The sequence below is a fragment of the Labrenzia sp. THAF187b genome, assembly GCF_009363375.1.
GTDB classification, from domain to species: Bacteria; Pseudomonadota; Alphaproteobacteria; order Rhizobiales; family Stappiaceae; genus Roseibium; species Roseibium algicola.
Genome location: NZ_CP045344.1, coordinates 5,136,419 through 5,154,412, shown reverse-complemented (window position 1 = coordinate 5,154,412; position 17,994 = coordinate 5,136,419). Strand labels below are relative to the sequence as shown.

Below are 17,994 nucleotides of genomic sequence, written 5' to 3'. Positions count from 1 at the left end.
GGTGCCCGGATTTCATGGATGCTTCAACCATCTTCTCGCGCAGAATGATGGTCAGATCGTCTCTTTCTGTCTCGGAAAGTTTATTGATCTGTGAGTGTCCGAAAAGTTGCTGGCAAAAAGCGATTGCGCCAATTATTGCGCCTTGTTTCCGTAGGATTACTAAGAGTTCTTCTAACTTATCAGTATGGCCTTTTGACAATCTTGTTTCCCCCTAAAGTGCACAGTCTCAGTGCTCCTCCTCAGAACTGCTCTCAAATTGAGTTTTTCTAATAAGCAACTCATTGTAGTAATTTTCAACCAAAAATGTGAAGTCTTCGAAATCTGCCAAGCCGCCCAGGTGCGTCTGCTCAAAGCGGCGTGCCATGTCGTGAGCCATCTTATAGAGGGTTTTGTCGAGCTTTTTGCCGGCTGACGGCGGCATGGTTCCGGCTGGGGATTCCGGAAACGGTGCGCCTTTGCCGCTGAGCAGCCAGTCAAGGCTACAACCGAAAGTGTCGGCAATTTTCTGCAGGTTCTTCTGCGTAATGCCTTTGTTCTGCTCCCAGTTTCCCACAGCGCCACGCGTCACGTCTATGCGGCTCGCGAAATCGACCTGTGTGAGGCCTAACGCCTTGCGAATGTGCTGAATTCTGTCGCCGGTAGTTTCCATGGCCGCAATCATGCTGCCAACCATGACGCCAGTCGATGAAATTAAATCTTGAATATTCATGAAAGAAATGCTTTCAATCTGTCGCTATGGAAAGCGATAGTTTCAAAGGATTGGCGAAGGTTTTGGAGGCGGCCGAAGGCCCGTCCAATCTCGCGCGCCTGCTTGGCAACATCACGTCACAGGCAATCTGCCAGTGGAAGAGGGTTCCCCCTGAAAGGGTGATTTCCGTTTCCAACGTCACTGGCGTTCCTCCTCACATCATCCGACCGGATCTCTATCCGGTGCCATTCTCGGAGACAGGCGAGAATGTGTCACCGCGTAAATCCAGCGAGGTTACGCAATGACCTTCCGACCAACCACGGACCACGACCGCGCTGCGCTGAAGTCCGCCTTTCGGCGCCTTGTGCGCAGCGGTGGCGGGCAGCTGGAAGCCGCGCAGGCAACGCGCGTCGGCCAGCAGGCGCTTTCGCGCTATGGCTCGCCGAACCATCCCGGCGAACATGTTCCGGTGGACGTCCTGATGGATCTGACCATCGACACGGACGATGCCGACGTGATCCGCGCCATGTGCCGCCTTGCCAATGGCGTGTTCGTGCCGCTGCCGAAGACGCAAGGGGCAATCACCAACTGGCCGGCGGCCGTTGGAACTGCGGTGAAACGCGGTGCGGACGCTGCCGAGGCGATCTGCACCGCACTGAATGACGACGGTCAGATAACGCCGGAAGAAATCACCGACCTTGAAATTCTGAACAAGCTGTCATCGGCGATCGAGGCGCTTGTCGTTCTGCAGACTTATGCCCGGTCGGTCGGGGGTGAGGGATGACCCTACCAGTGGCACGCATCGCGCAGCGGTTGGATAGCTTCTTCCAGTCCGCCGATCTTAAAGGTTGCGGTAAAGCTGTTTTCGCTGAAGGGCGTCATGCGGGCAATCATCTGGCTCTTGCCGAACATCTGCTTGATGACCGGAATTGCCCGCGCACCAGTCCAGAGCCCAAGAGAGCGGTTATTGGTGCTTTCGGTCATCCTGGCCGTTTTGGGTTTATCGTCATCCAAGCGGTAGGTGACCTCGCCGTAACCACCGTGACCGGTCATGTGGCAACCGGTCGAAAAAACCATGGCCGTTGTATTTTCAATGCAACGCACGTGCAGCGTCACACGGTCGCCGCGGTTCCAGCCACAGTCAATAACTTCTTCCGATTGAGTGACCAGGATTACGGCTGTGCTGTCATCCATCTTGGATTTTTCAAGGCTCGTTTGCCAGTCAGTCGGTGCTTTGGTCTCCTGGGTGCTTTCGGGTTTCACCTTGAAGAAGCGGTCGTAGCAAGCAAGGCGCGTATCGTCGTACGGGATCTTGCTGCAGCCCTGAGGCGTGTCGACCGCTGCGGATGTAGGGGTGACCGTAGCGCAAAGGGCTATCCCAGCAATCAAGCTTCGAAATCTCAATTCAAAATCTCCCGTTCGAAAGGCTGCATGACAGCAAATTTTCGCGCGCAAGTCGAGCGGGGTGCTGCGGCATGAGCCTGTTTGAGAATGCAACCGCCGAAGACCTGACCGCGCTCGCGCAGCGTTTGCGTGGCTATTCGGGCATCCGGCAGGGGACGATGCGTTTCGCTGTCCTGATTGCCGAGGAAGAGCAGACAGAGCGCGCACACGACGGCGTGCGTGCCCTGATCAACGAGGCCAATGACCTGATTTTCGTTTCCGATCTTCTGCTGGAATTGGCTGCCGCGAAGAAAGGAAAATCCTCATGAGCCTTGCCGAAGATACACGACACGCGGTCGACGAAACCGGGGACGGCGGTGCGCTGACCTGGGGCACCTTGACGGCCGAAGAAAAGGCCGAGGCTGTCTATTGGCAGCTGGCAGGCGGCCGGACGGCGGAAGAGGCAACCGCAGCCCTTGCGCTGACCTATGGCCCCATTGGCGTCAACCAGGTGCGGCACGTTGCCGAGCGCGAAGGCTTCGACGCTGACCCGGCCGTGATCGGCGCGAGGGGCTACCGTAACCGGCTGGAAAAGAAAGCCCGCCGTGCACGCGCAAACAATGCGAAGCCGGTTCTGGTGAAGGCAGAGCCGCTGCCTGTCATCGAGGCGCCGCAGATTGCGCATCCGGACGCGACCCATGGTGGCTTGACCATTTTCGAGTTGAAGCCCTGGCATTGCCGCCGGCCGCTTTGGGACAAGTCCGAAACGCGGGTTGAACAGCAGTTCTACTGCGGCAACCGGCGCGCCCAGGGCGGTGCCTGGTGCGCCGATTGCCGGAAGATTGTCTACCAGTCGCCGGAAGAGCGCCGCCGCAACCAGCGGGCCGCAGAAGCCCGGAACGCCTTTCCGAAACAGGGGAGGTATCGCCGGTGGAAATGAAATTCGAACCCAAGATTGGCGACGTTCGCCAGACGCTGAAAACCTATTGCTGGGCACGGGCGCAGCATCGGTTGCGGCTGAAAGATTACAGCGCGGGTTTTTCCAGCGCGGTGTTGCTGATCGCCGTTGAAACGGATGTCGAGCCGGGCCGGGTTGCTGCGGTTCTGGCCGGTGGCTTTTCCAGTTCCGATACGCAGAAACGCCTTGCCGCCTGGTGCGGTTTGAAGCTGGCGCAGAAGCACGGCAAGCCCGTGTTGGTGGCGGACCCTGATGCCAGCTTTGACCGTGGTCCAGGCGGCGGGGTGGCGCCGGTGCCGATCGACGAAGCGCGCCGTCGGATCTGCCTTCGCCTTGGCGAAATGCTTCACGCTGCCGGTGACCGGCTGTTTCAGGAAGCGGGGTGTGCGTAATGGCCCGGAGCAGCGCAGAAACTCTGTTTGATGTCGCCGCAAAGACGCCTGAGGGCCAGCGGCCGGGCATGTATGCCACGATCACTTGTGCTTGCGGGAAAACGGAAGACGTTTTCGCCGGGGCCGGTGTCAGCGGCAAGTCGCTGCCCGCCGAGCCGCTGCGCAAGAAATTCCAGCGCGCCGGATGGCACGTTGGCCCGCGCAAGGGCAAGCACAGCTGCCCGGCATGTCAGAAGGCGGCAGCCTGGAAGCCGGATCTGGTGAAGGCCGATCCGCCGCGCCGGCCGACGCCGGAACAGAGTCGCGCGCTGCTGGAAGCGCTGGAAATCGTGTTCTGCCCTGAAGCCGGTTTTGATGCGGGCTATGACGATGCCCGCGTCGCCACCGAACAGAACATGCCGCGCCGCTGGGTGGAAGACATCCGCGAACAGTTCCTGGGGCCGGTGCCTGCCCCCAAGGTCGACCATATCGCCGAAGCGCGGAAGGGGCTGGAAAGCCTGTCGCGGACGCTCGCCGAATTCACTGGCGCGCTTGAGGCGGCGAGCCTCGCCCGCCGGGTTGCGGCCGAACAGCTGGTGGAAATTTCCAAACATCTTGAAGAGGTGGGGCAATGATCGATCTTCCGACCAATTTCCGCAATCTTCGCCCGGAGCGCGATCCGGATTTCATCATCGGCAACCCGCCGTACATGCTGCGGTGGTGGCTGCTGCCGCGCAATCCGACCTTTAACGTCTACTACCATCGCATTCTGCGCGATGACGACGACCGGGCGCTGCATGATCATCCCTGGCCGTCCTTTTCCATCATGATCAAAGGGCAGCTGCGTGAGGTGCTTGAAGATGGGCCGCGCGTGGTCCTGGCCGGTGATTGCATCTATCGCGGTCCCGAAATGGCGCATCGCCTGGAACTGATCGACGGCCAGCCAGCCGAGACGCTGTTCATCACAGGCCCGCGCGTACGCGAATGGGGCTTTCACTGCCCCAAGGGCTGGGTGCATTGGCAGGACTTCACGGCACCGGGTGATAGCAGCCAGATCGGTCGCGGGTGCGGAGAGCTGACATGATGCGCCTGGACCGGGAGGGGCTGGGGAAGGCCTTGCGTGCCGAGCGCGAGGCGCAGGGCCTGACTGCGCGCGACCTGGAACAGAAAACCGGGGTGAGCGACAGCACGATCCTGCGGGCCGAACGGGCGCACCCGGATGTTTTCGCGCGGGCCGACACGGTCTGCATTCTCTGCCATGTGCTGGACGTCGACCCGCTCGCTTTCGTGGAACGTGTTTCACGGGAACACACCCATGAAGCAAGCGAGGGGGGGCGGCATGGCTGAAACCTTTCTCGGCGGCCGGGTAGCTCTGCACTGCGGTGACAGCCTGGATATTCTCAAAAGCCTTCCGGCGGACAGTCTGGATGCCTGCGTGACCGATGCGCCGTATCACCTGACGAGCATCGTCAAGCGGTTTGGCGGAAACCAGGCAGCGGTCAAGAGCGGTAAGACGGGGGCTTACAAACGGGCTTCCGCCGGGTTCATGGGTAAGCAGTGGGACGGCGGCGATATCGCCTTTCGGCCGGAAATCTGGTGCGAGGTTTTCCGTGTCCTCAAGCCGGGTGCATACCTGCTGGCCTTCGCTTCGACGCGGGGTTTCGGGCGCATGTCCAGCGCGATCGAGGAAGCCGGGTTCGTGCAGCATCCGCTGATCGCGCAGCTGTTCGATCCTGATCCCGTCATTTCCGCGTTTCTCGCTTCGCTATCGGAAGCGCAGATGCGGGCATTGGCGCGGATCGTCGACCTGCATGACGGCGGGTTGTTGGCATGGCTGTTCGGTTCCGGCTTCCCCAAAGCGACCCGTGTCCAGGCAGAAGGCTATGACGGGTTCCGCTATGGCGGTCAAAGCCTCAAGCCCGCCATCGAGCCGGTGTTCATGGGGCAAAAGCCTTTCAGCGAGAAAAACGGAACAGAAAACATTCTTAAGCACGGCACGGGCGCGGTGAATATCGACGCGTGTCGGGTTGGGTCTGAAGCGCCGCTAAATTCCGGTTCCTGCAAACTTTGGTCGCACTACCGGTCTGGCGAGAAAAGCGCTGATCGGCGGTACCAGAAAAACGGTTCCACAAACTTTGCAGCAAAGCCTGGTCCGCGCGGTGGTTCACCTGACGGTCGGTGGCCGGCAAATGTCATCCATGACGGCAGTGCAGCCGTGCTGGAAGCGTTTCCGGAGGCTCCTGGTGCGCAGGGTCTTGTGACCGGTAGTGAGCCGACCGGGGCGGGCTTTTCGGGTGATGTCTATGCGTTCAAGACCGGTGATCGAAAGCCGAGTCTGCCGCGCAATGACAAAGGTTCCGCTGCCCGGTTCTTCTATTCCGCAAAGGCGGACGCAAACGACCGCATTGCGTCCAAGCATCCGACAGTAAAGCCAGTGGAATTGATGCGTTACCTGGTCCGCCTGGTGACGCCACCAGGCGGGACGGTGCTGGACATCTTTGCCGGTACCGGCACGACGGGCGAAGCCGCGTTTTACGAAGGTTTCAACGCCGTTCTGTGCGAGCGCGAGACGGAATACCAGGACGATATTCGCCGCCGCATGGCGCTTTGTGTCACCGGCCCGGAAGAGCGCAAACGCGAAATCGTCAAGGCCCGGCAGGCGGATGCCCCTGCTGATGCAGGGCCGCTGTTTTCAACCCAGCCATAGGAGCGTGAGAGCAATGGCAACTTCACCAGGTCGAAATACTGTTTCCGCAGAGCGCTTGCAAAGTTTCGTGGACCGTATCGAGCGTATACGGGCTGAGAAAAAGCAGCTTGCCGAAGACGAAAAGCTCGTGTTCGCCGAATTGAAGGCTGAGGGCTTTACCCCTGCGCGGGTGCGCGATGTTCTGAAGATCCGCGCAGCCAAGCCCGGCGATTACGACGAAGCAAAATCCGAGCTTGATATGTATCTGCACGCGCTCGGTATGGAGCGCGAGTCGCCGCTGTTTCAGGCGGTTGGCCTTATGGACGTGGACGTTGCCGCGCGTGATCAGGTCATAGAGGCCTTCAAAATGCTGGTGCCGAAGAAAGGCGAAATTATCGTCAAGATCGGCAAGAAACCCGTGCGGCTTTACCGCGATGCGGACGGTGAAGCGCAGGCGGAAGACTACCGTGAACCTAAAGCTGCGCCGGTCGACCCTGCGGCCCGCCCGCGTCCTGCGCGCCGTGACGCCCCTGATGTTGATGAGGCGGGTGCAGAAGCACTCGGACGGGAGGCGTACAAGGCAAATGAGCCGATAACCTCCAATCCGTTCGCCTGGGATGACAAGCGCAGGCAGGCCTTTGACAAGGGCTGGCGTGATGCATCCGGCACCGATGGCATGGGTCCGGGTGGTGATTGATGATGCGACAGGTGCCACAGAACCTTGAAACTTTTGGCGACATCCTGGAACCGCAAGAGGCGGTCGAGCCGATCCTGGCCGCGCCTGTGCGGTCGGCGCTCATGGAATGGCTTGAAGAGATTTGGGCCAAAGATGAGTTGGAGGCGGTCGGCCTGAAACCTCGCCGGCGGGCACTCTTCACCGGCATTCCTGGCACCGGCAAAACAACGCTCGCGCATCATCTGGCTGCGCGGCTGGGGTTGCGCATGCTGGTCGTTAGGCCTGAGCGTGTCGTTTCCATGTACGTCGGTGCGAGCGCGGTCAACATTGGTGCTCTTTTTCGGGCCGTCCAAGGACAGCCTGAGCCGATTTTTCTGTTCTTCGATGAATTCGACAGCATCGCTGCGAAACGTATGGGCAGCGGCCATAACAAAGTTGGCGAGCAGGACCATAATCACCAGATCAACGCGCTTCTGAAGAGCTTGGATAGTCTGGAAACGTTCGCAGTTGCGGCCACGAATTTCGGGGACAGGATCGACGAAGCTGTCTGGCGCCGATTTGAAATTCAGATCGACTTGAAAGCGCCGGGCGAGGGTGAACGGCGGCGAATTCTTCAGCGCTATTTTGCTCCATTTGTTCTTCCTGACATGGCCCTGGCGGCGCTCGCTGAAGCGATGGAAACGGCCACCCCCGCCCTCATGCGCCAATTTTGCGAGCACATCAAACGGCAGATCGTCGTAGGGCCGCGCTCGGGGTGGGAAATGAACCGCGAAGCGGTGCTTTCGCGCGTGTTGGAAACGGTAAAGCCGCATCCCGATTCCGGATTGCCGCGGCTTTGGTCCCGCGGGCTGGCTGACCGCGCTTGTTCTGCGGTGCCGTGGCCGCTTGAAACATCCCTTGACGATTATCCGCACGTGGAAACTGCGCCAGCTGTTGGCGGTGTCGTCACTGAACTCAGGCCGAAGGGGCGGGGCAAGTGATGCCGAAACGTATCCAGATGACCAGAACAAAGCCTTGGCGCTGCGACGCGCCGGATGCCGTGATCGTTGACCGCACGTCGAAATGGGGAAACCCGTTCAAGGTGGGGGCTGACCTGCCGGGCATGCCGGGCCAGCCGATGGATGCCGAAGACGCGTGCCAGTGTTTCGAGATTTTCACGATTCCAGAATTGCCGGTGCATGAGCTGGCCGGAAAGGATCTGGCGTGCTGGTGCGCGCTGGATGCGCCGTGCCACGCCGACGTGCTGCTGAAATATGCCGCGCGCTGCACCGCCGACAAGGGGGTGACGCATGGCCGATAAAACCAAGATCGAATGGACCGACGCGACCTGGAACCCGGTGACGGGTTGTTCGCTTGTTTCCGAAGGCTGCCGGTATTGCTACGCAGCCGACCTAGCCGCCAGCCGGCTCAAAAATCATCCGTCGCGCAAGGGCCTTGCCAAGCGCAACGCGGCCGGTGTGGCGCAGTTCACCGGCGAGGTGCGGTTCAACGAAAAATGGGTCGACCAGCCGCTGCACTGGCGCAAGCCGCGCCGGATATTCGTCTGCGCGCATGCGGACCTGTTTCATGAAAACGTGCCAGATGAATGGATCGACAAGGTGTTCGCCGTCATGGCGCTGTGTCCGCAGCATACGTTCCAGGTGCTGACAAAGCGTCCGGAGCGGATGCGCAGATACCTCAGCGATGTTCAAGCGGCCCGCTGGATGGTCATTGAAGGTGAAGCGCGGGCGATGGGGTTTGACCCGAACGCGATGAATGCCGCTGGATTCGAACGGCTCGCGAACAAGGGCTTTTTGCCAAATGTCTGGCTTGGCGTTTCGATCGAAGATCAACCGACTGCCGACACCCGCATTCCTTACCTTATGAAAATTCCTGCCGCGGTTCGGTTTGTATCCGCCGAGCCCCTGCTAGGGCCGGTGGACCTGACGCGGCATCTCGATCCTTGTCTGGAGCATTGCACCCATGGGTGCTGCGCCGAACATGAATGGGAATGTTATTCCATGTTCGACACGCTCGATTGGGTCATCGTCGGCGGCGAAAGCGGCGACCATGCACGGGCAATGAACCCGCAATGGGCGCGGGCACTGCGCGACCAGTGCGCGGCCGCTGGGGTGTCGTTTCTTTTCAAGCAGTGGGGTGTCTGGCTGCCACGTAGCCATGCTGCGCATCTTGGCGACGAAATCAACGACCTGCCGTTCGGCGAGTTTCACGCACCGGACGGCGAGTGGATTGATTGCTGCCTTTGTTCCGAGGGCGCGGCAGACATGCCGATGTTCCGTGTCGGAAAAGCTGCCGCTGGTCGAGTCCTGGACGGCGTGACGCACGACGGGTTTCCGGAGGTGCGGGTTGATGCGTGACCTTCTGACAGATCTGCCGGCCGTTGCCGGGCGTCCTGGCGGGCGCGAGCTGATCATCGATTGCTTTGCCGGTGGTGGCGGGGCGTCGACCGGCATCTTTCAGGCCCTTGGCCGCCATCCGGATATCGCGGTGAACCATGACGCCGAGGCGCTGGCCATGCACCGGGCGAACCATCCGTCGACGCTGCATGTTTCCAAGAACATCTACCAGGTCGACCCGATGGACCTTTGCCATAATCGGCCGGTTGGCCTGCTCTGGGCCTCGCCCGACTGCAAGCACTTCTCCAAGGCGAAAGGCGCGCGGCCGGTCAAGCGCAATATTCGCGACCTTGCCTGGACTGTCGTCACCTGGGCAAAGCGTGCCCGGCCGCGCGTGATCATTCTTGAGAACGTCGAGGAATTCTTGACGTGGGGTCCGGTGGTGCCGGATGGCGAGGGCGGATACAAACCCTGCAAGGACCGTGCGGGCGAAACCTTCGACAAGTGGGTGAAGGACCTGAAGCGCCACGGATACCGCGTCGAGTGGCGCGAGCTGCGCGCCTGCGACTATGGCGCGCCGACGATCCGCAAGCGGTTGTTCGTGATCGCGCGGCGGGACGGCAAGCCGATTGTCTGGCCGGAACCGACGCACGGTGCGCCGGATGACCCGGCGGTGATCGCGGGCAAAAAGAAGCCCTGGCGCACGGCGGCGGAAATCATCGACTGGTCACTGCCGTGCCCGTCCATTTTCGATACCTCGGAAGAGATTTTGCAAAAGCACGGCGTGCGCGCCAAGCGGCCGCTTGCCGACGCGACCTTGCGGCGGATCGCGCGCGGCGTCATGCGCTACGTGATCGATGCAAAAAAGCCGTTTCTGGTTGTCTGCAATCATGGCGGTGACTGGTTCCGGGGGCAGGGGCTGGATGAACCCATGCCGACGCTGACCGCCTCGCGCGATGCCTTCGGGCTGGTAATGCCTGCCGTGGCACCCGTCGTTTCCTATGCACAGCAGGGCGGCGGAAATCGATCGGCAGAAACCCCGCTGCATACGCTGACGGCCAGCGCGAAAGATCAGAATTGCCTTCTGGTGCCGTCCCTTGTCGGCTGCGGTGGCAGGGCCGGGCAAAGCGCGCCGCGGGGTGGCGACATGCCGGTGAACACCCAAACCGCAAAGGCGGACGGGTGTCTGGTTTCCGCCTTCCTGGCAAAGCACAACACGGGCGCGACAGGGGCGCCGCTCTCCGGTCCTGCGCCGACGATAACGGCGAACGGTTTTTCGAAGCGTCCGGGCGGCGCTGCGCCTGTCGGGCTTGTGTCCGCTCACATGCTGTCGATGCGTGGCAGTGACCGGCGGGACTATCCCGCCGATGCCCCTGCGCGAACGGATTCGGCTGGCGGCAATCATGAGGCTGTCGCGGCTGCGTTCCTGTCGCGGCAGTTCGGCAATTCTGTCGGATCTGATGCGGGCGATCCTGTCGGCACGATCACTGCCGGCGGTGCGGGCAAAGCGGCCATCGTCGCGGCGTTTCTGAATACCTACTACGGCACCAGCGAAGCCCATGGGCTGGACGCGCCGATGGGAACGGATACCACGCGCGACCGCCGGTCGCTGGTAACCGTGGAAATCGACGGCCAGTCTTACGCAATCGTCGATATCGGCATGCGCATGCTGACACCGCGCGAACGGTTCCGGGCGCAGGGCTTTCCGGATAGCTACCGGATCGAAACAGGCATCGGCGAGGACGATCAGGAAGTCGCTTTGAGCCAGTCGGCGCAGGGGCGCATGTGCGGAAATTCCGTCTGCCTTGATATCGCCGAGGCTCTTGCCGGCGCCAACGTGCCCGACCTGGTGGTGCGCGAGGTGGCGGCATGAGTGAACAGGCGGAACGCTTTGTCATCACGCGTGGCGCGGAAAGGGCGTTGCCGGACCCGTGTCATCGTCGCCGGGTGCTGATGGCGCTCGCCGAGGCGCACACGGCGGGGCCGCTGCGGATTGAAACGCAGGAGCTGGGCGAGCGCACCGGCCTGGGCGCGTTCGTGCTTTGGCAGGTGCTTATGGATCTGCACCGCGCCAAGTACCTGCAGGCCTTCAACATCGGCGGGCTGATGACGGTTCGCTTTCCCTTCGATTTTCCCACTGATCACCCGGCTTATGTGCATGTGTCGCCGGGCAGCACAAAGGAGGCTGCCAATGGATAGGTTCTGGATCAATTTCCGGGCTTACCGGCGGATGTGTGCCGACAGGCCTGCGGACGAACGAAAGCGCCTGCGGGCAGCCCTGCGCGCCGGGCCTATCTGCGCGCCTCTTCCGTTCCTGGAAGAGTTCGTGAAGCGCCTGAACGCGCACGACATCGACCTGGACGCCTTGCTGAAAGCCGGGGGTGCCAAATGAGCCATGAGGCGACCAATTGGGCGATCAAGCAGAAGGGCTTGCCGCCCGCTGCCAAGATCGTGCTTTGGCACCTTTGCGACCGCTACAATCCGGACTTTGGCTGTTTCCCCTCGCAGGACGCTTTGGCGCGGGATTGCGAGATATCGCGGGCGACGTTGAACCGTCATCTGGACGCCTTGGAAGAGCGCGGATTGGTGGCGCGGGAAGCCCGGCGCGACGAACGCACGCGCAAGCAGTTGTCCACACGCTATCGTCTTGGATTTGAAGCGGATTTTGAGCCTGCGGAAGGCGCAAAGCCGTGTCGCGAAATGAGACACGGGAATGAGGCCGAAACCGTGTCTCAAAATGCGCAAAAGCCGTGTCTCAAAAATGACGATTCCCGTGTCTCAAATTGCGACACTAACCCTGTAAGGGAACCAGTAAGAGAACCAGTAATTGAGAGAGAGCGTGCGAGCGAGCGCGAAGAGGGGCAGGAAGACGACACGCCCACGGTGAGCCGTGAGGCATGGGCAAGACGCTTCCGCAAGGCACATGCCGAGTGGCCGACCTATGCCGACGACAGCCCGGAACAGACCGAAAAGGCCTGGTTCGCGCTTTCGGAAGAGGATCGCAACAGCGCTGTCGAGCACATGCAGGCCTATCTGCATCACATCAAGAACGACCTGAAACGCAAGGCAATCTGCCGGTTTTCGGTCTATCTCAAGGAAAAACGCTGGGAGCGTTTGCCGGAAAAAGCACGGTCTGCCGGCGGTGGCGTTCAAGTCGCTCTGCCGTTCGGCAAGTCCTGGGGTGCGCTGCGGCTGTCGGTTCTGATGGGCGAGCCTGACGGCCCGCCGCCGCGGTTGACTTCCGTCGAAGAGCGGCTGTGCGCTGATGGCAAATACGATCGGGATGAACTGATGCGCGGCAAGTGGGCACGCTGCGGCTGGCCGAAGGTCAACATGATGCAGGACGACGCCATGCATCGGCACAAGGGGCGCAAGGTCGACGCTGTCGCCGAGCGGCTGGGGGCAGACTTCGTGCAGGTGCCTGTCGGCTCTGCCGGCTGGAAGGCCTGGCAGGCGCTGCACGAAGAACGCGGCTGGCCATGGTTCGAGGGTGATCTTGGCCGGGTCGAGTGGGTCTACTTCCCGGCTTCGCCGGATGCGCCGGACAGCTACGCCAGCCCTCTGGAAGCCGTTCGGGCGGCGATGGCCCGATTTGAAACCGAACATGCAGCACTCACGCAGAAGGACGCAGCGGAATGACACAGGAAAAGGTGAAGCGGCCGGAAACTGTTCACAACCTGGAACTGTTCAAGCAGCTGGTTATGGGGTGCGCGGTCGAGTGGGTGGTTATCCACACAAACCCGAAATGCGAGAAACGGGCAGAAGCCGGGCTGATGGCCAAGGGGCTTTTGGCCTATCTGCCGATGGAATGCATCGAGCGGCAGTATGGCCTGAATACCAAGAAAAAGGCTGGCGGAACTTATGTCACCAGGCGGCCGATGTTTTCCCGGTATCTCTTCGCCGGCATCGATCGGAGCAAGGGGCAGACGGTCGACGACGTGCGCGGCTGCGACGGTGTCGAAGGCGTTGTTTGCTTTAGCGAAAGCGGCGTCCCGACACGTGTCAGCAAGGCCGATCTTTGCAGGGTGATTGACGTCTCGCACGGCACCTATGAAGGCGAGAAGGTGCCGGACGGTTTCATTGCCTGGATAGCCGAACTGGAAAGCGGCTGCATGCTCGGCATGGTCAAGGGGGCATGGGCCGGAATTGACTTTGCCTTTACCGGCTATGACGAAGCCAAGAGGCGCGTTCACGGGACGATAGACAGCAAAATCGGCAAGGTGCTGGTGAACGTCCCTGTTGACGCTGTGAAACGTCCTGAGGTATCCAAAGTGCAGGACGATTCGTCGGACCCCTCGGGCACGGGTGAGAGTATTCACCACACAAACGGAGCGACTGAGGCGGCGGACCCAGCCAATTGAAACGCCAGATAGGCGGTGTTGGCGCAATGGGTTTCTATGGCGAATGCAACGGCTCGCAGCGATGCGGGCCTTTTTCATGTCTGGATCATGGCAAAACTCACCAACCTTAAGCCGATGCTTGGCAGGGCGCCGTCGCGTGTCCGGTCGATGCCTAAGATCGCCGCGAGCTTCTACAAGTCGCCTGAGTGGCGAAAGCTTGTGGCAAGCATCAAGCGCGAACGCGGCTGCAAGTGCGAGCGCTGCGGATCGACGCAGCGTGTCATTGCCGACCACATCATCGAGTTGAAAGACGGCGGCGCGCCGCTGGATAGATCCAACATCGAGTTGCTCTGCCATGCGCATCACCAGCAGAAGACCTCGCAAGCGCGCGGCGCACGTGCCGCTGGCCTGACCTGACCGGGGAGGGGGTGGGTCGATCCTGAAACCCGGTCGCCGCCCTGCACCACCGCCCCTCTCATTTGGAGATTTTTTTCCTGTGAGCCAAGAATTTGACCTGTTCGGCAACCCGATTGTGACTGGCCAGAAAGGCCGGGGACGGCCGAAGCATGTGCCGACGCCGGAAATAGAGAACAAAATCAAGATGTTGCTGTCATTCGGTTGGAGCAATGAACGGATTGCCCGCGCGGTTGGCGTCTCGCAGCCGACTTTGAGGCGGAATTATTTTCAGGTGCTCAAACTGCGCGACTATCAGCGCGACATGATGACGGCCGCCAAGGCCATGAAGCTTTGGGAACTTGGAATGGCCGGGAACGTCGGGGCGTTCAAGGCATTCGAAAAGCTCCTGGAACGCAACGACATGATGAAGCTCGATGCCGACTTGCGGGACATGCAGAACGCTCGCGACGATGAGCAGGAAGACGAAATCGCGCCGCGCAAGCTCGGAAAGAAAGAGCAGGCGCAGGCTGATGCCGAAAGCGCGATGCGAAGCGCGGGCGATTGGGGCGGCGACCTTGCCTTCCGGGGTTCCGTCAACTGATGTCGGCCGCTGCGCAGAAAACGGACCTGTCCTGGTCGACGGCTTGTCCGGACTGGAAGGAACGTATCGTCGGCCGCAAGTCGCTGATACCGGATCTGCCAATATTTGACGACGAAGCCGAACGGGCGTTGCGTATCTTCAAGCGCCTGCGGGTGCCGGACATCATCGGGACGCCGACTTACGGCGAAGTTTGCGACGAATGGGTTTTTGACCTGGTACGTGTGATCTTCGGATCATTCGACGTCAAGACCAAACGCAGAGCGCTGCGTGAATTCTTCCTCTTGGTACCGAAGAAGAACGGCAAGTCATCGATCGCGGCGGCGATTATGGTGGTCGCCGCGATCCTGAATATCCGACCAGAAGCGGAATTACTGCTGATCGCGCCGACCAAGAAAATTGCCGAGATTGCCTTCAAGCAGGCAGTTGGCATCATCCGGCTGGACGAAAAGCTGGACGCGGTCTTTCAGGCTCAAAACCACCAGAAGACAATCACGCACCGGGTTTCGCGGGCGATGATCATCATCAAAGCAGCAGAGGCCGACGTCATCACCGGATCGAAGGCAACCTTTATCCTGATCGATGAAACGCACGTGTTCGCAATGAAAGCCAAAGCGGCCGACATCTTCGTCGAGATACGCGGCTCGCTGGCGGCTCGGCCTGATGGCTTCCTGCTACAGATCACGACGCAGAGCAAAGCACCGCCTGCTGGTGTCTTCAAGGAAGAGCTGACCATTGCCCGCCAGGTGCGCGACGGCGAACTGGATTTGCCATTGCTGCCGATCCTGTACGAGCTGCCGTTTGAAGTGGCGAACGACAATGGATGGCGGGATCCGAAAACGTGGGGGATGGTCAATCCGAACCTGAACAGGTCCGTTGACGAAAAGTTCCTGCGAGATGAGTTGATCAAGGCCGAAGCCAAGGGAACCGCCGCTCTTCTGCTGTTTGCCTCACAGCACCTGAATGTCGAAGTCGGTCAGTCGCTCGGCGGTTGGCGTGGATCGCATTTCTGGGCAAAGCAGCAAATGCCCGAGTTAGCGGGCCTTGAAGCACTTCTCGAAAAATCGGAAGTCGTGACGGTCGGTATTGACGGCGGCGGCCTTGACGATCTTCTCGGCGTTTCCGTGCTCGGTCGCCATCGCGAAACCCAGCACTGGCTTTGCTGGGGGCATGCTTGGGCGCAACGCGACGTCCTGGTGATCCGCAAGGAAATCGCCCAACAACTGACCGACTTCGAAAAGGCCGGCGAGCTGACGTTCTGCGACGACGCGACAAGCGATATCGAGGGTGTCGCCGAGGTCTGTAAGCAGGTTTTTGCCTCGGGTCTCATGCCGGAAAAATACGGGGTTGGGCTTGACCCGATGGGTGTTGCAGCCCTTGTCGACGAACTTGCCCGTTGCGGTATCGGTGGCGACCTGGTGACGGGCGTCAGTCAGGGCTTCCGGCTGTCGTCAGCCGTCTGGGGCATCGAGCGTAAGCTGAAAGACGGGACGCTTTGGCACGGTGGCCAAGGCCTCATGTCCTGGTGCGTCGGCAACGCCCGCGCAGAGCAGCGCGGAAATGCCGTGCTGATCACAAAGGAAACTGCCGGCAAGGCAAAAATCGACCCGCTTGTCGCGCTCTTCAACGCGGTGAAGCTGATGGAAGTCGGGCCGGAAGCGGCCGGAACCGCCGCGGCTTGTCCGTGGGATGACCCTGAATTTTCACTGGTGGCCTGATGAGATTTCCCGGATTCGGTCGCAAGCGTGAAACCCGCGCCGCGACCATAGAAAACCCGACCGTGAAAGTAAGCGCGGAAAACTTCATGGAGTTTTTCGGCTTGCATGGTGGCGGGGTTCCTGCCGTCACCATTGAAAGTGCTCTCAAGGTGCCAGCCTTGCAGGCCGCCGTGCTGTTCCTGAGCCGCACACTGGCGACGGTTCCCTTGCAAGCGTTTCGTCGCACAGAGAACGGGCCGGAACGGATCGTCGGCAAGCTGCAGACTGTCCTGGAAGAGAACCCGAACGACGAAATGGATACGTCGAAGTTTCGGCGATACTTCTGGGAACAGGTATTCACCGGCGGGCGCGGCCTTGCCTGGATTGAAAAACGTGGAAATGGCATTGAAGCTATCTGGCCGATGGACCCGACGCGCACCAGCGTTCGTCGCACAGGCCTGCGGCTGGTCTATACCTTTGATGGTCGAGACTATCCGGCCAGCGAGATAATCGACATTCCGTTCATGTTGAAGCCAAACGGCGTCCAGCATCGTGGGCCGATCGCTCTCGGCGAAAAGGCCATCCAGCTTGCGCTTTCAATGAACGAATATGGCTCGATGTTCTTCGCCGGTGGCGGCATCCCGCCGCTGGCTGTCGAAGGGCCAATGCCCGCAAACGCCGAAACGATGAAACGGGCGATCGACGACATCAAACGCGCAATCGAAGTTGCCCGCGAAAGCGGTAAGCCGCTGTTTCAGATGCCGCCTGGATATAAGATTTCGCAGATCGGCTTTGACCCGGAAAAGGGTCAAATGACCGAAGCGCGGCTTTTCCAGGTGCAAGAGATTGCTCGCGTCTATCAGATGCCACCGACATTCCTGCAGGATCTTAGTCGGGCGACGTTTTCCAACGTCGAGCAGAACGACTTGCATCTGGTCAAGCACCTGGTCGTGCAGTGGTGCACGGCGCTTGAAGGTGAACTGAACCTGAAACTGTTCGGCCGGATGAATGGCAACCGTTATGTCCGTCACGACCTGGACGGCCTGATGCGCGGTGACTTCAAGAGCCTGATCGAAGGCATTGTGCGCGGCGTCCAGGGGGCAGTGCATACGCCGAATGAAGCGCGCGAGCGGTTCGGGTTACCGAAGGTGAAAGACCCGGCGGCCGATCAGTTGCACATCCAGGGGGCAACCGTTCCGCTCGGGACGCAGTTGCAGGTTTCCAATCAACCCAATCAGGAAAACGAGGGTGACGATGGCGAGCAAGCCTGACACAGAAACGCGTTGCGTGGTCCGGGCTGTTGAAGCGCGGGCAGCCGATGATGGCCGAATGACTGTTGCGGGCTACGCGGCAGTGTTCAATCGGGACGCCGATATCGGCGGTTGTTTCATTGAAACGTTGCTGCCCGGCGCGTTTGCCCGGTCCATCTCAGAAAAAGACGTGTTGGCTTTCTTTAATCACGATCGAGGTCGTGTGCTCGGCCGGAAGTCAGCCGGCACCTTGCGCCTGAGGGAAGACAGCAAGGGGCTTGCCGTGGAAATCGACCTGCCGGACACGTCGGACGGGCGTGACGTCAAGGCGCTGGTCGAGCGCGGCGATCTTTCAGGCATGTCGTTCGGTTTCCACGTGACGAAAGAGCAGTGGGACGACAACGGCGACGTGCCAAAACGAACGGTAATGGAGGTGGAGCTTATCGAAGTATCCGCCGTGTCCTTGCCAGCCTATGACGGTACAAGCCTCGCCATGCGCTCGCTTGAGGCGGCGCGGGCAGATCGTCGGCAGAAAAATTTCAGCGCAGCGCAACGTCGTCTGCGGATGAAAGTGAACCTGGACGCAAGAGTCCGGAGTAAAGCCTAAGGCGCGCG

Annotated in this window: 25 protein-coding genes; 23 read left to right on the top strand and 2 right to left on the bottom strand. The window is 60.5% G+C overall.

Annotated elements, in window-relative coordinates; translation table 11 throughout:
* Nucleotides 1–226 precede the first annotated feature (226 nt).
* Nucleotides 227–709 carry a helix-turn-helix transcriptional regulator gene (locus tag FIV03_RS23660; protein ID WP_152511201.1) on the bottom strand — a complete coding sequence of 161 codons (483 nt, stop codon included), beginning with the start codon at nucleotides 707–709 and terminating at the stop codon, nucleotides 227–229.
* A gap of 26 nt (nucleotides 710–735) precedes the next feature.
* Here FIV03_RS23660 and FIV03_RS23655 point away from each other — a divergent pair, with 26 nt between their 5' ends.
* A complete protein-coding gene (locus tag FIV03_RS23655; RefSeq protein WP_152511200.1) occupies nucleotides 736–993 on the top strand; it encodes a YdaS family helix-turn-helix protein in 258 nt (85 codons plus the stop codon).
* Complete coding sequence (locus FIV03_RS23650; RefSeq protein WP_152511199.1) at nucleotides 990–1,472, top strand: phage regulatory CII family protein; 483 nt, start codon at nucleotides 990–992, stop codon at nucleotides 1,470–1,472. Before FIV03_RS23655 ends, FIV03_RS23650 begins: the two co-directional genes overlap by 4 nt.
* Nucleotides 1,473–1,474: 2 nt before the next feature.
* Here FIV03_RS23650 and FIV03_RS23645 read toward each other — a convergent pair whose 3' ends face one another.
* Entirely contained in the window at nucleotides 1,475–2,143 is a 669-nt protein-coding gene (locus FIV03_RS23645) for a type VI secretion system-associated protein TagO (RefSeq protein WP_173013927.1), read from the bottom strand.
* A 20-nt stretch (nucleotides 2,144–2,163) separates the two neighbouring features.
* Between FIV03_RS23645 and FIV03_RS31675 the strand changes: the two genes are divergently transcribed.
* The 21 genes from FIV03_RS31675 (at nucleotide 2,164) to FIV03_RS23545 (ending at nucleotide 17,986) form a co-directional block, all read left to right on the top strand.
* Nucleotides 2,164–2,400, top strand: coding sequence for a hypothetical protein (locus tag FIV03_RS31675; protein ID WP_173013926.1), 237 nt, complete (start codon nucleotides 2,164–2,166; stop codon nucleotides 2,398–2,400).
* On the top strand, nucleotides 2,397–3,011 hold the full coding sequence (locus tag FIV03_RS23640; RefSeq protein WP_152511197.1) for a GcrA family cell cycle regulator: 615 nt from the start codon (nucleotides 2,397–2,399) through the stop codon (nucleotides 3,009–3,011). The genes FIV03_RS31675 and FIV03_RS23640 overlap by 4 nt, the downstream gene beginning before the upstream one ends.
* Complete coding sequence (locus tag FIV03_RS23635) at nucleotides 3,002–3,421, top strand: hypothetical protein (protein ID WP_152512535.1); 420 nt, start codon at nucleotides 3,002–3,004, stop codon at nucleotides 3,419–3,421. Before FIV03_RS23640 ends, FIV03_RS23635 begins: the two co-directional genes overlap by 10 nt.
* Nucleotides 3,421–4,035 (top strand): hypothetical protein, encoded by a 615-nt coding sequence (locus FIV03_RS23630; RefSeq protein ID WP_152511195.1) that lies wholly within the window; start codon nucleotides 3,421–3,423, stop codon nucleotides 4,033–4,035. Before FIV03_RS23635 ends, FIV03_RS23630 begins: the two co-directional genes overlap by 1 nt.
* On the top strand, nucleotides 4,032–4,484 hold the full coding sequence (locus tag FIV03_RS23625; RefSeq protein WP_152511194.1) for a hypothetical protein: 453 nt from the start codon (nucleotides 4,032–4,034) through the stop codon (nucleotides 4,482–4,484). The genes FIV03_RS23630 and FIV03_RS23625 overlap by 4 nt, the downstream gene beginning before the upstream one ends.
* A complete protein-coding gene (locus FIV03_RS23620; RefSeq protein WP_152511193.1) occupies nucleotides 4,481–4,747 on the top strand; it encodes a helix-turn-helix transcriptional regulator in 267 nt (88 codons plus the stop codon). The genes FIV03_RS23625 and FIV03_RS23620 overlap by 4 nt, the downstream gene beginning before the upstream one ends.
* A complete protein-coding gene (locus FIV03_RS23615; protein ID WP_173013925.1) occupies nucleotides 4,740–6,107 on the top strand; it encodes a site-specific DNA-methyltransferase in 1,368 nt (455 codons plus the stop codon). The genes FIV03_RS23620 and FIV03_RS23615 overlap by 8 nt, the downstream gene beginning before the upstream one ends.
* 13 nt (nucleotides 6,108–6,120) lie before the next feature.
* Nucleotides 6,121–6,783: a DUF2312 domain-containing protein gene (locus tag FIV03_RS23610; RefSeq protein WP_173013924.1), complete on the top strand. Its 663-nt coding sequence runs from the start codon at nucleotides 6,121–6,123 to the stop codon at nucleotides 6,781–6,783.
* On the top strand, nucleotides 6,783–7,742 hold the full coding sequence (locus tag FIV03_RS23605; RefSeq protein ID WP_152511190.1) for an ATP-binding protein: 960 nt from the start codon (nucleotides 6,783–6,785) through the stop codon (nucleotides 7,740–7,742). The genes FIV03_RS23610 and FIV03_RS23605 overlap by 1 nt, the downstream gene beginning before the upstream one ends.
* Nucleotides 7,742–8,062 carry a DUF4326 domain-containing protein gene (locus FIV03_RS23600; protein ID WP_152511189.1) on the top strand — a complete coding sequence of 107 codons (321 nt, stop codon included), beginning with the start codon at nucleotides 7,742–7,744 and terminating at the stop codon, nucleotides 8,060–8,062. Before FIV03_RS23605 ends, FIV03_RS23600 begins: the two co-directional genes overlap by 1 nt.
* Entirely contained in the window at nucleotides 8,052–9,119 is a 1,068-nt protein-coding gene (locus FIV03_RS23595) for a phage Gp37/Gp68 family protein (protein WP_152511188.1), read from the top strand. The genes FIV03_RS23600 and FIV03_RS23595 overlap by 11 nt, the downstream gene beginning before the upstream one ends.
* On the top strand, nucleotides 9,112–10,971 hold the full coding sequence (locus tag FIV03_RS23590) for a DNA cytosine methyltransferase (RefSeq protein WP_152511187.1): 1,860 nt from the start codon (nucleotides 9,112–9,114) through the stop codon (nucleotides 10,969–10,971). The genes FIV03_RS23595 and FIV03_RS23590 overlap by 8 nt, the downstream gene beginning before the upstream one ends.
* Nucleotides 10,968–11,297 (top strand): hypothetical protein, encoded by a 330-nt coding sequence (locus FIV03_RS23585; RefSeq protein WP_152511186.1) that lies wholly within the window; start codon nucleotides 10,968–10,970, stop codon nucleotides 11,295–11,297. Before FIV03_RS23590 ends, FIV03_RS23585 begins: the two co-directional genes overlap by 4 nt.
* Nucleotides 11,290–11,490, top strand: a complete 201-nt coding sequence (locus FIV03_RS23580) for a hypothetical protein (protein ID WP_152511185.1) — start codon at nucleotides 11,290–11,292, stop codon at nucleotides 11,488–11,490. The genes FIV03_RS23585 and FIV03_RS23580 overlap by 8 nt, the downstream gene beginning before the upstream one ends.
* Entirely contained in the window at nucleotides 11,487–12,737 is a 1,251-nt protein-coding gene (locus FIV03_RS23575; protein WP_152511184.1) for a helix-turn-helix domain-containing protein, read from the top strand. Before FIV03_RS23580 ends, FIV03_RS23575 begins: the two co-directional genes overlap by 4 nt.
* Nucleotides 12,734–13,459 carry a transcription termination/antitermination NusG family protein gene (locus FIV03_RS23570; protein ID WP_152511183.1) on the top strand — a complete coding sequence of 242 codons (726 nt, stop codon included), beginning with the start codon at nucleotides 12,734–12,736 and terminating at the stop codon, nucleotides 13,457–13,459. The genes FIV03_RS23575 and FIV03_RS23570 overlap by 4 nt, the downstream gene beginning before the upstream one ends.
* A 36-nt stretch (nucleotides 13,460–13,495) precedes the next feature.
* A complete protein-coding gene (locus FIV03_RS23565; RefSeq protein WP_286202227.1) occupies nucleotides 13,496–13,855 on the top strand; it encodes an HNH endonuclease signature motif containing protein in 360 nt (119 codons plus the stop codon).
* Between the two features lie 79 nt (nucleotides 13,856–13,934).
* Entirely contained in the window at nucleotides 13,935–14,435 is a 501-nt protein-coding gene (locus tag FIV03_RS23560) for a hypothetical protein (protein ID WP_209009771.1), read from the top strand.
* Entirely contained in the window at nucleotides 14,435–16,150 is a 1,716-nt protein-coding gene (locus FIV03_RS23555; RefSeq protein ID WP_152511182.1) for a terminase large subunit, read from the top strand. Before FIV03_RS23560 ends, FIV03_RS23555 begins: the two co-directional genes overlap by 1 nt.
* Complete coding sequence (locus FIV03_RS23550; RefSeq protein WP_209009770.1) at nucleotides 16,150–17,400, top strand: phage portal protein; 1,251 nt, start codon at nucleotides 16,150–16,152, stop codon at nucleotides 17,398–17,400. The genes FIV03_RS23555 and FIV03_RS23550 overlap by 1 nt, the downstream gene beginning before the upstream one ends.
* The gene (locus tag FIV03_RS23545) at nucleotides 17,384–17,986 is read left to right on the top strand and encodes an HK97 family phage prohead protease (RefSeq protein WP_152511181.1); all 603 of its coding nucleotides are present in this window, start codon (nucleotides 17,384–17,386) and stop codon (nucleotides 17,984–17,986) included. The genes FIV03_RS23550 and FIV03_RS23545 overlap by 17 nt, the downstream gene beginning before the upstream one ends.
* Nucleotides 17,987–17,994: the final 8 nt, after the last annotated feature.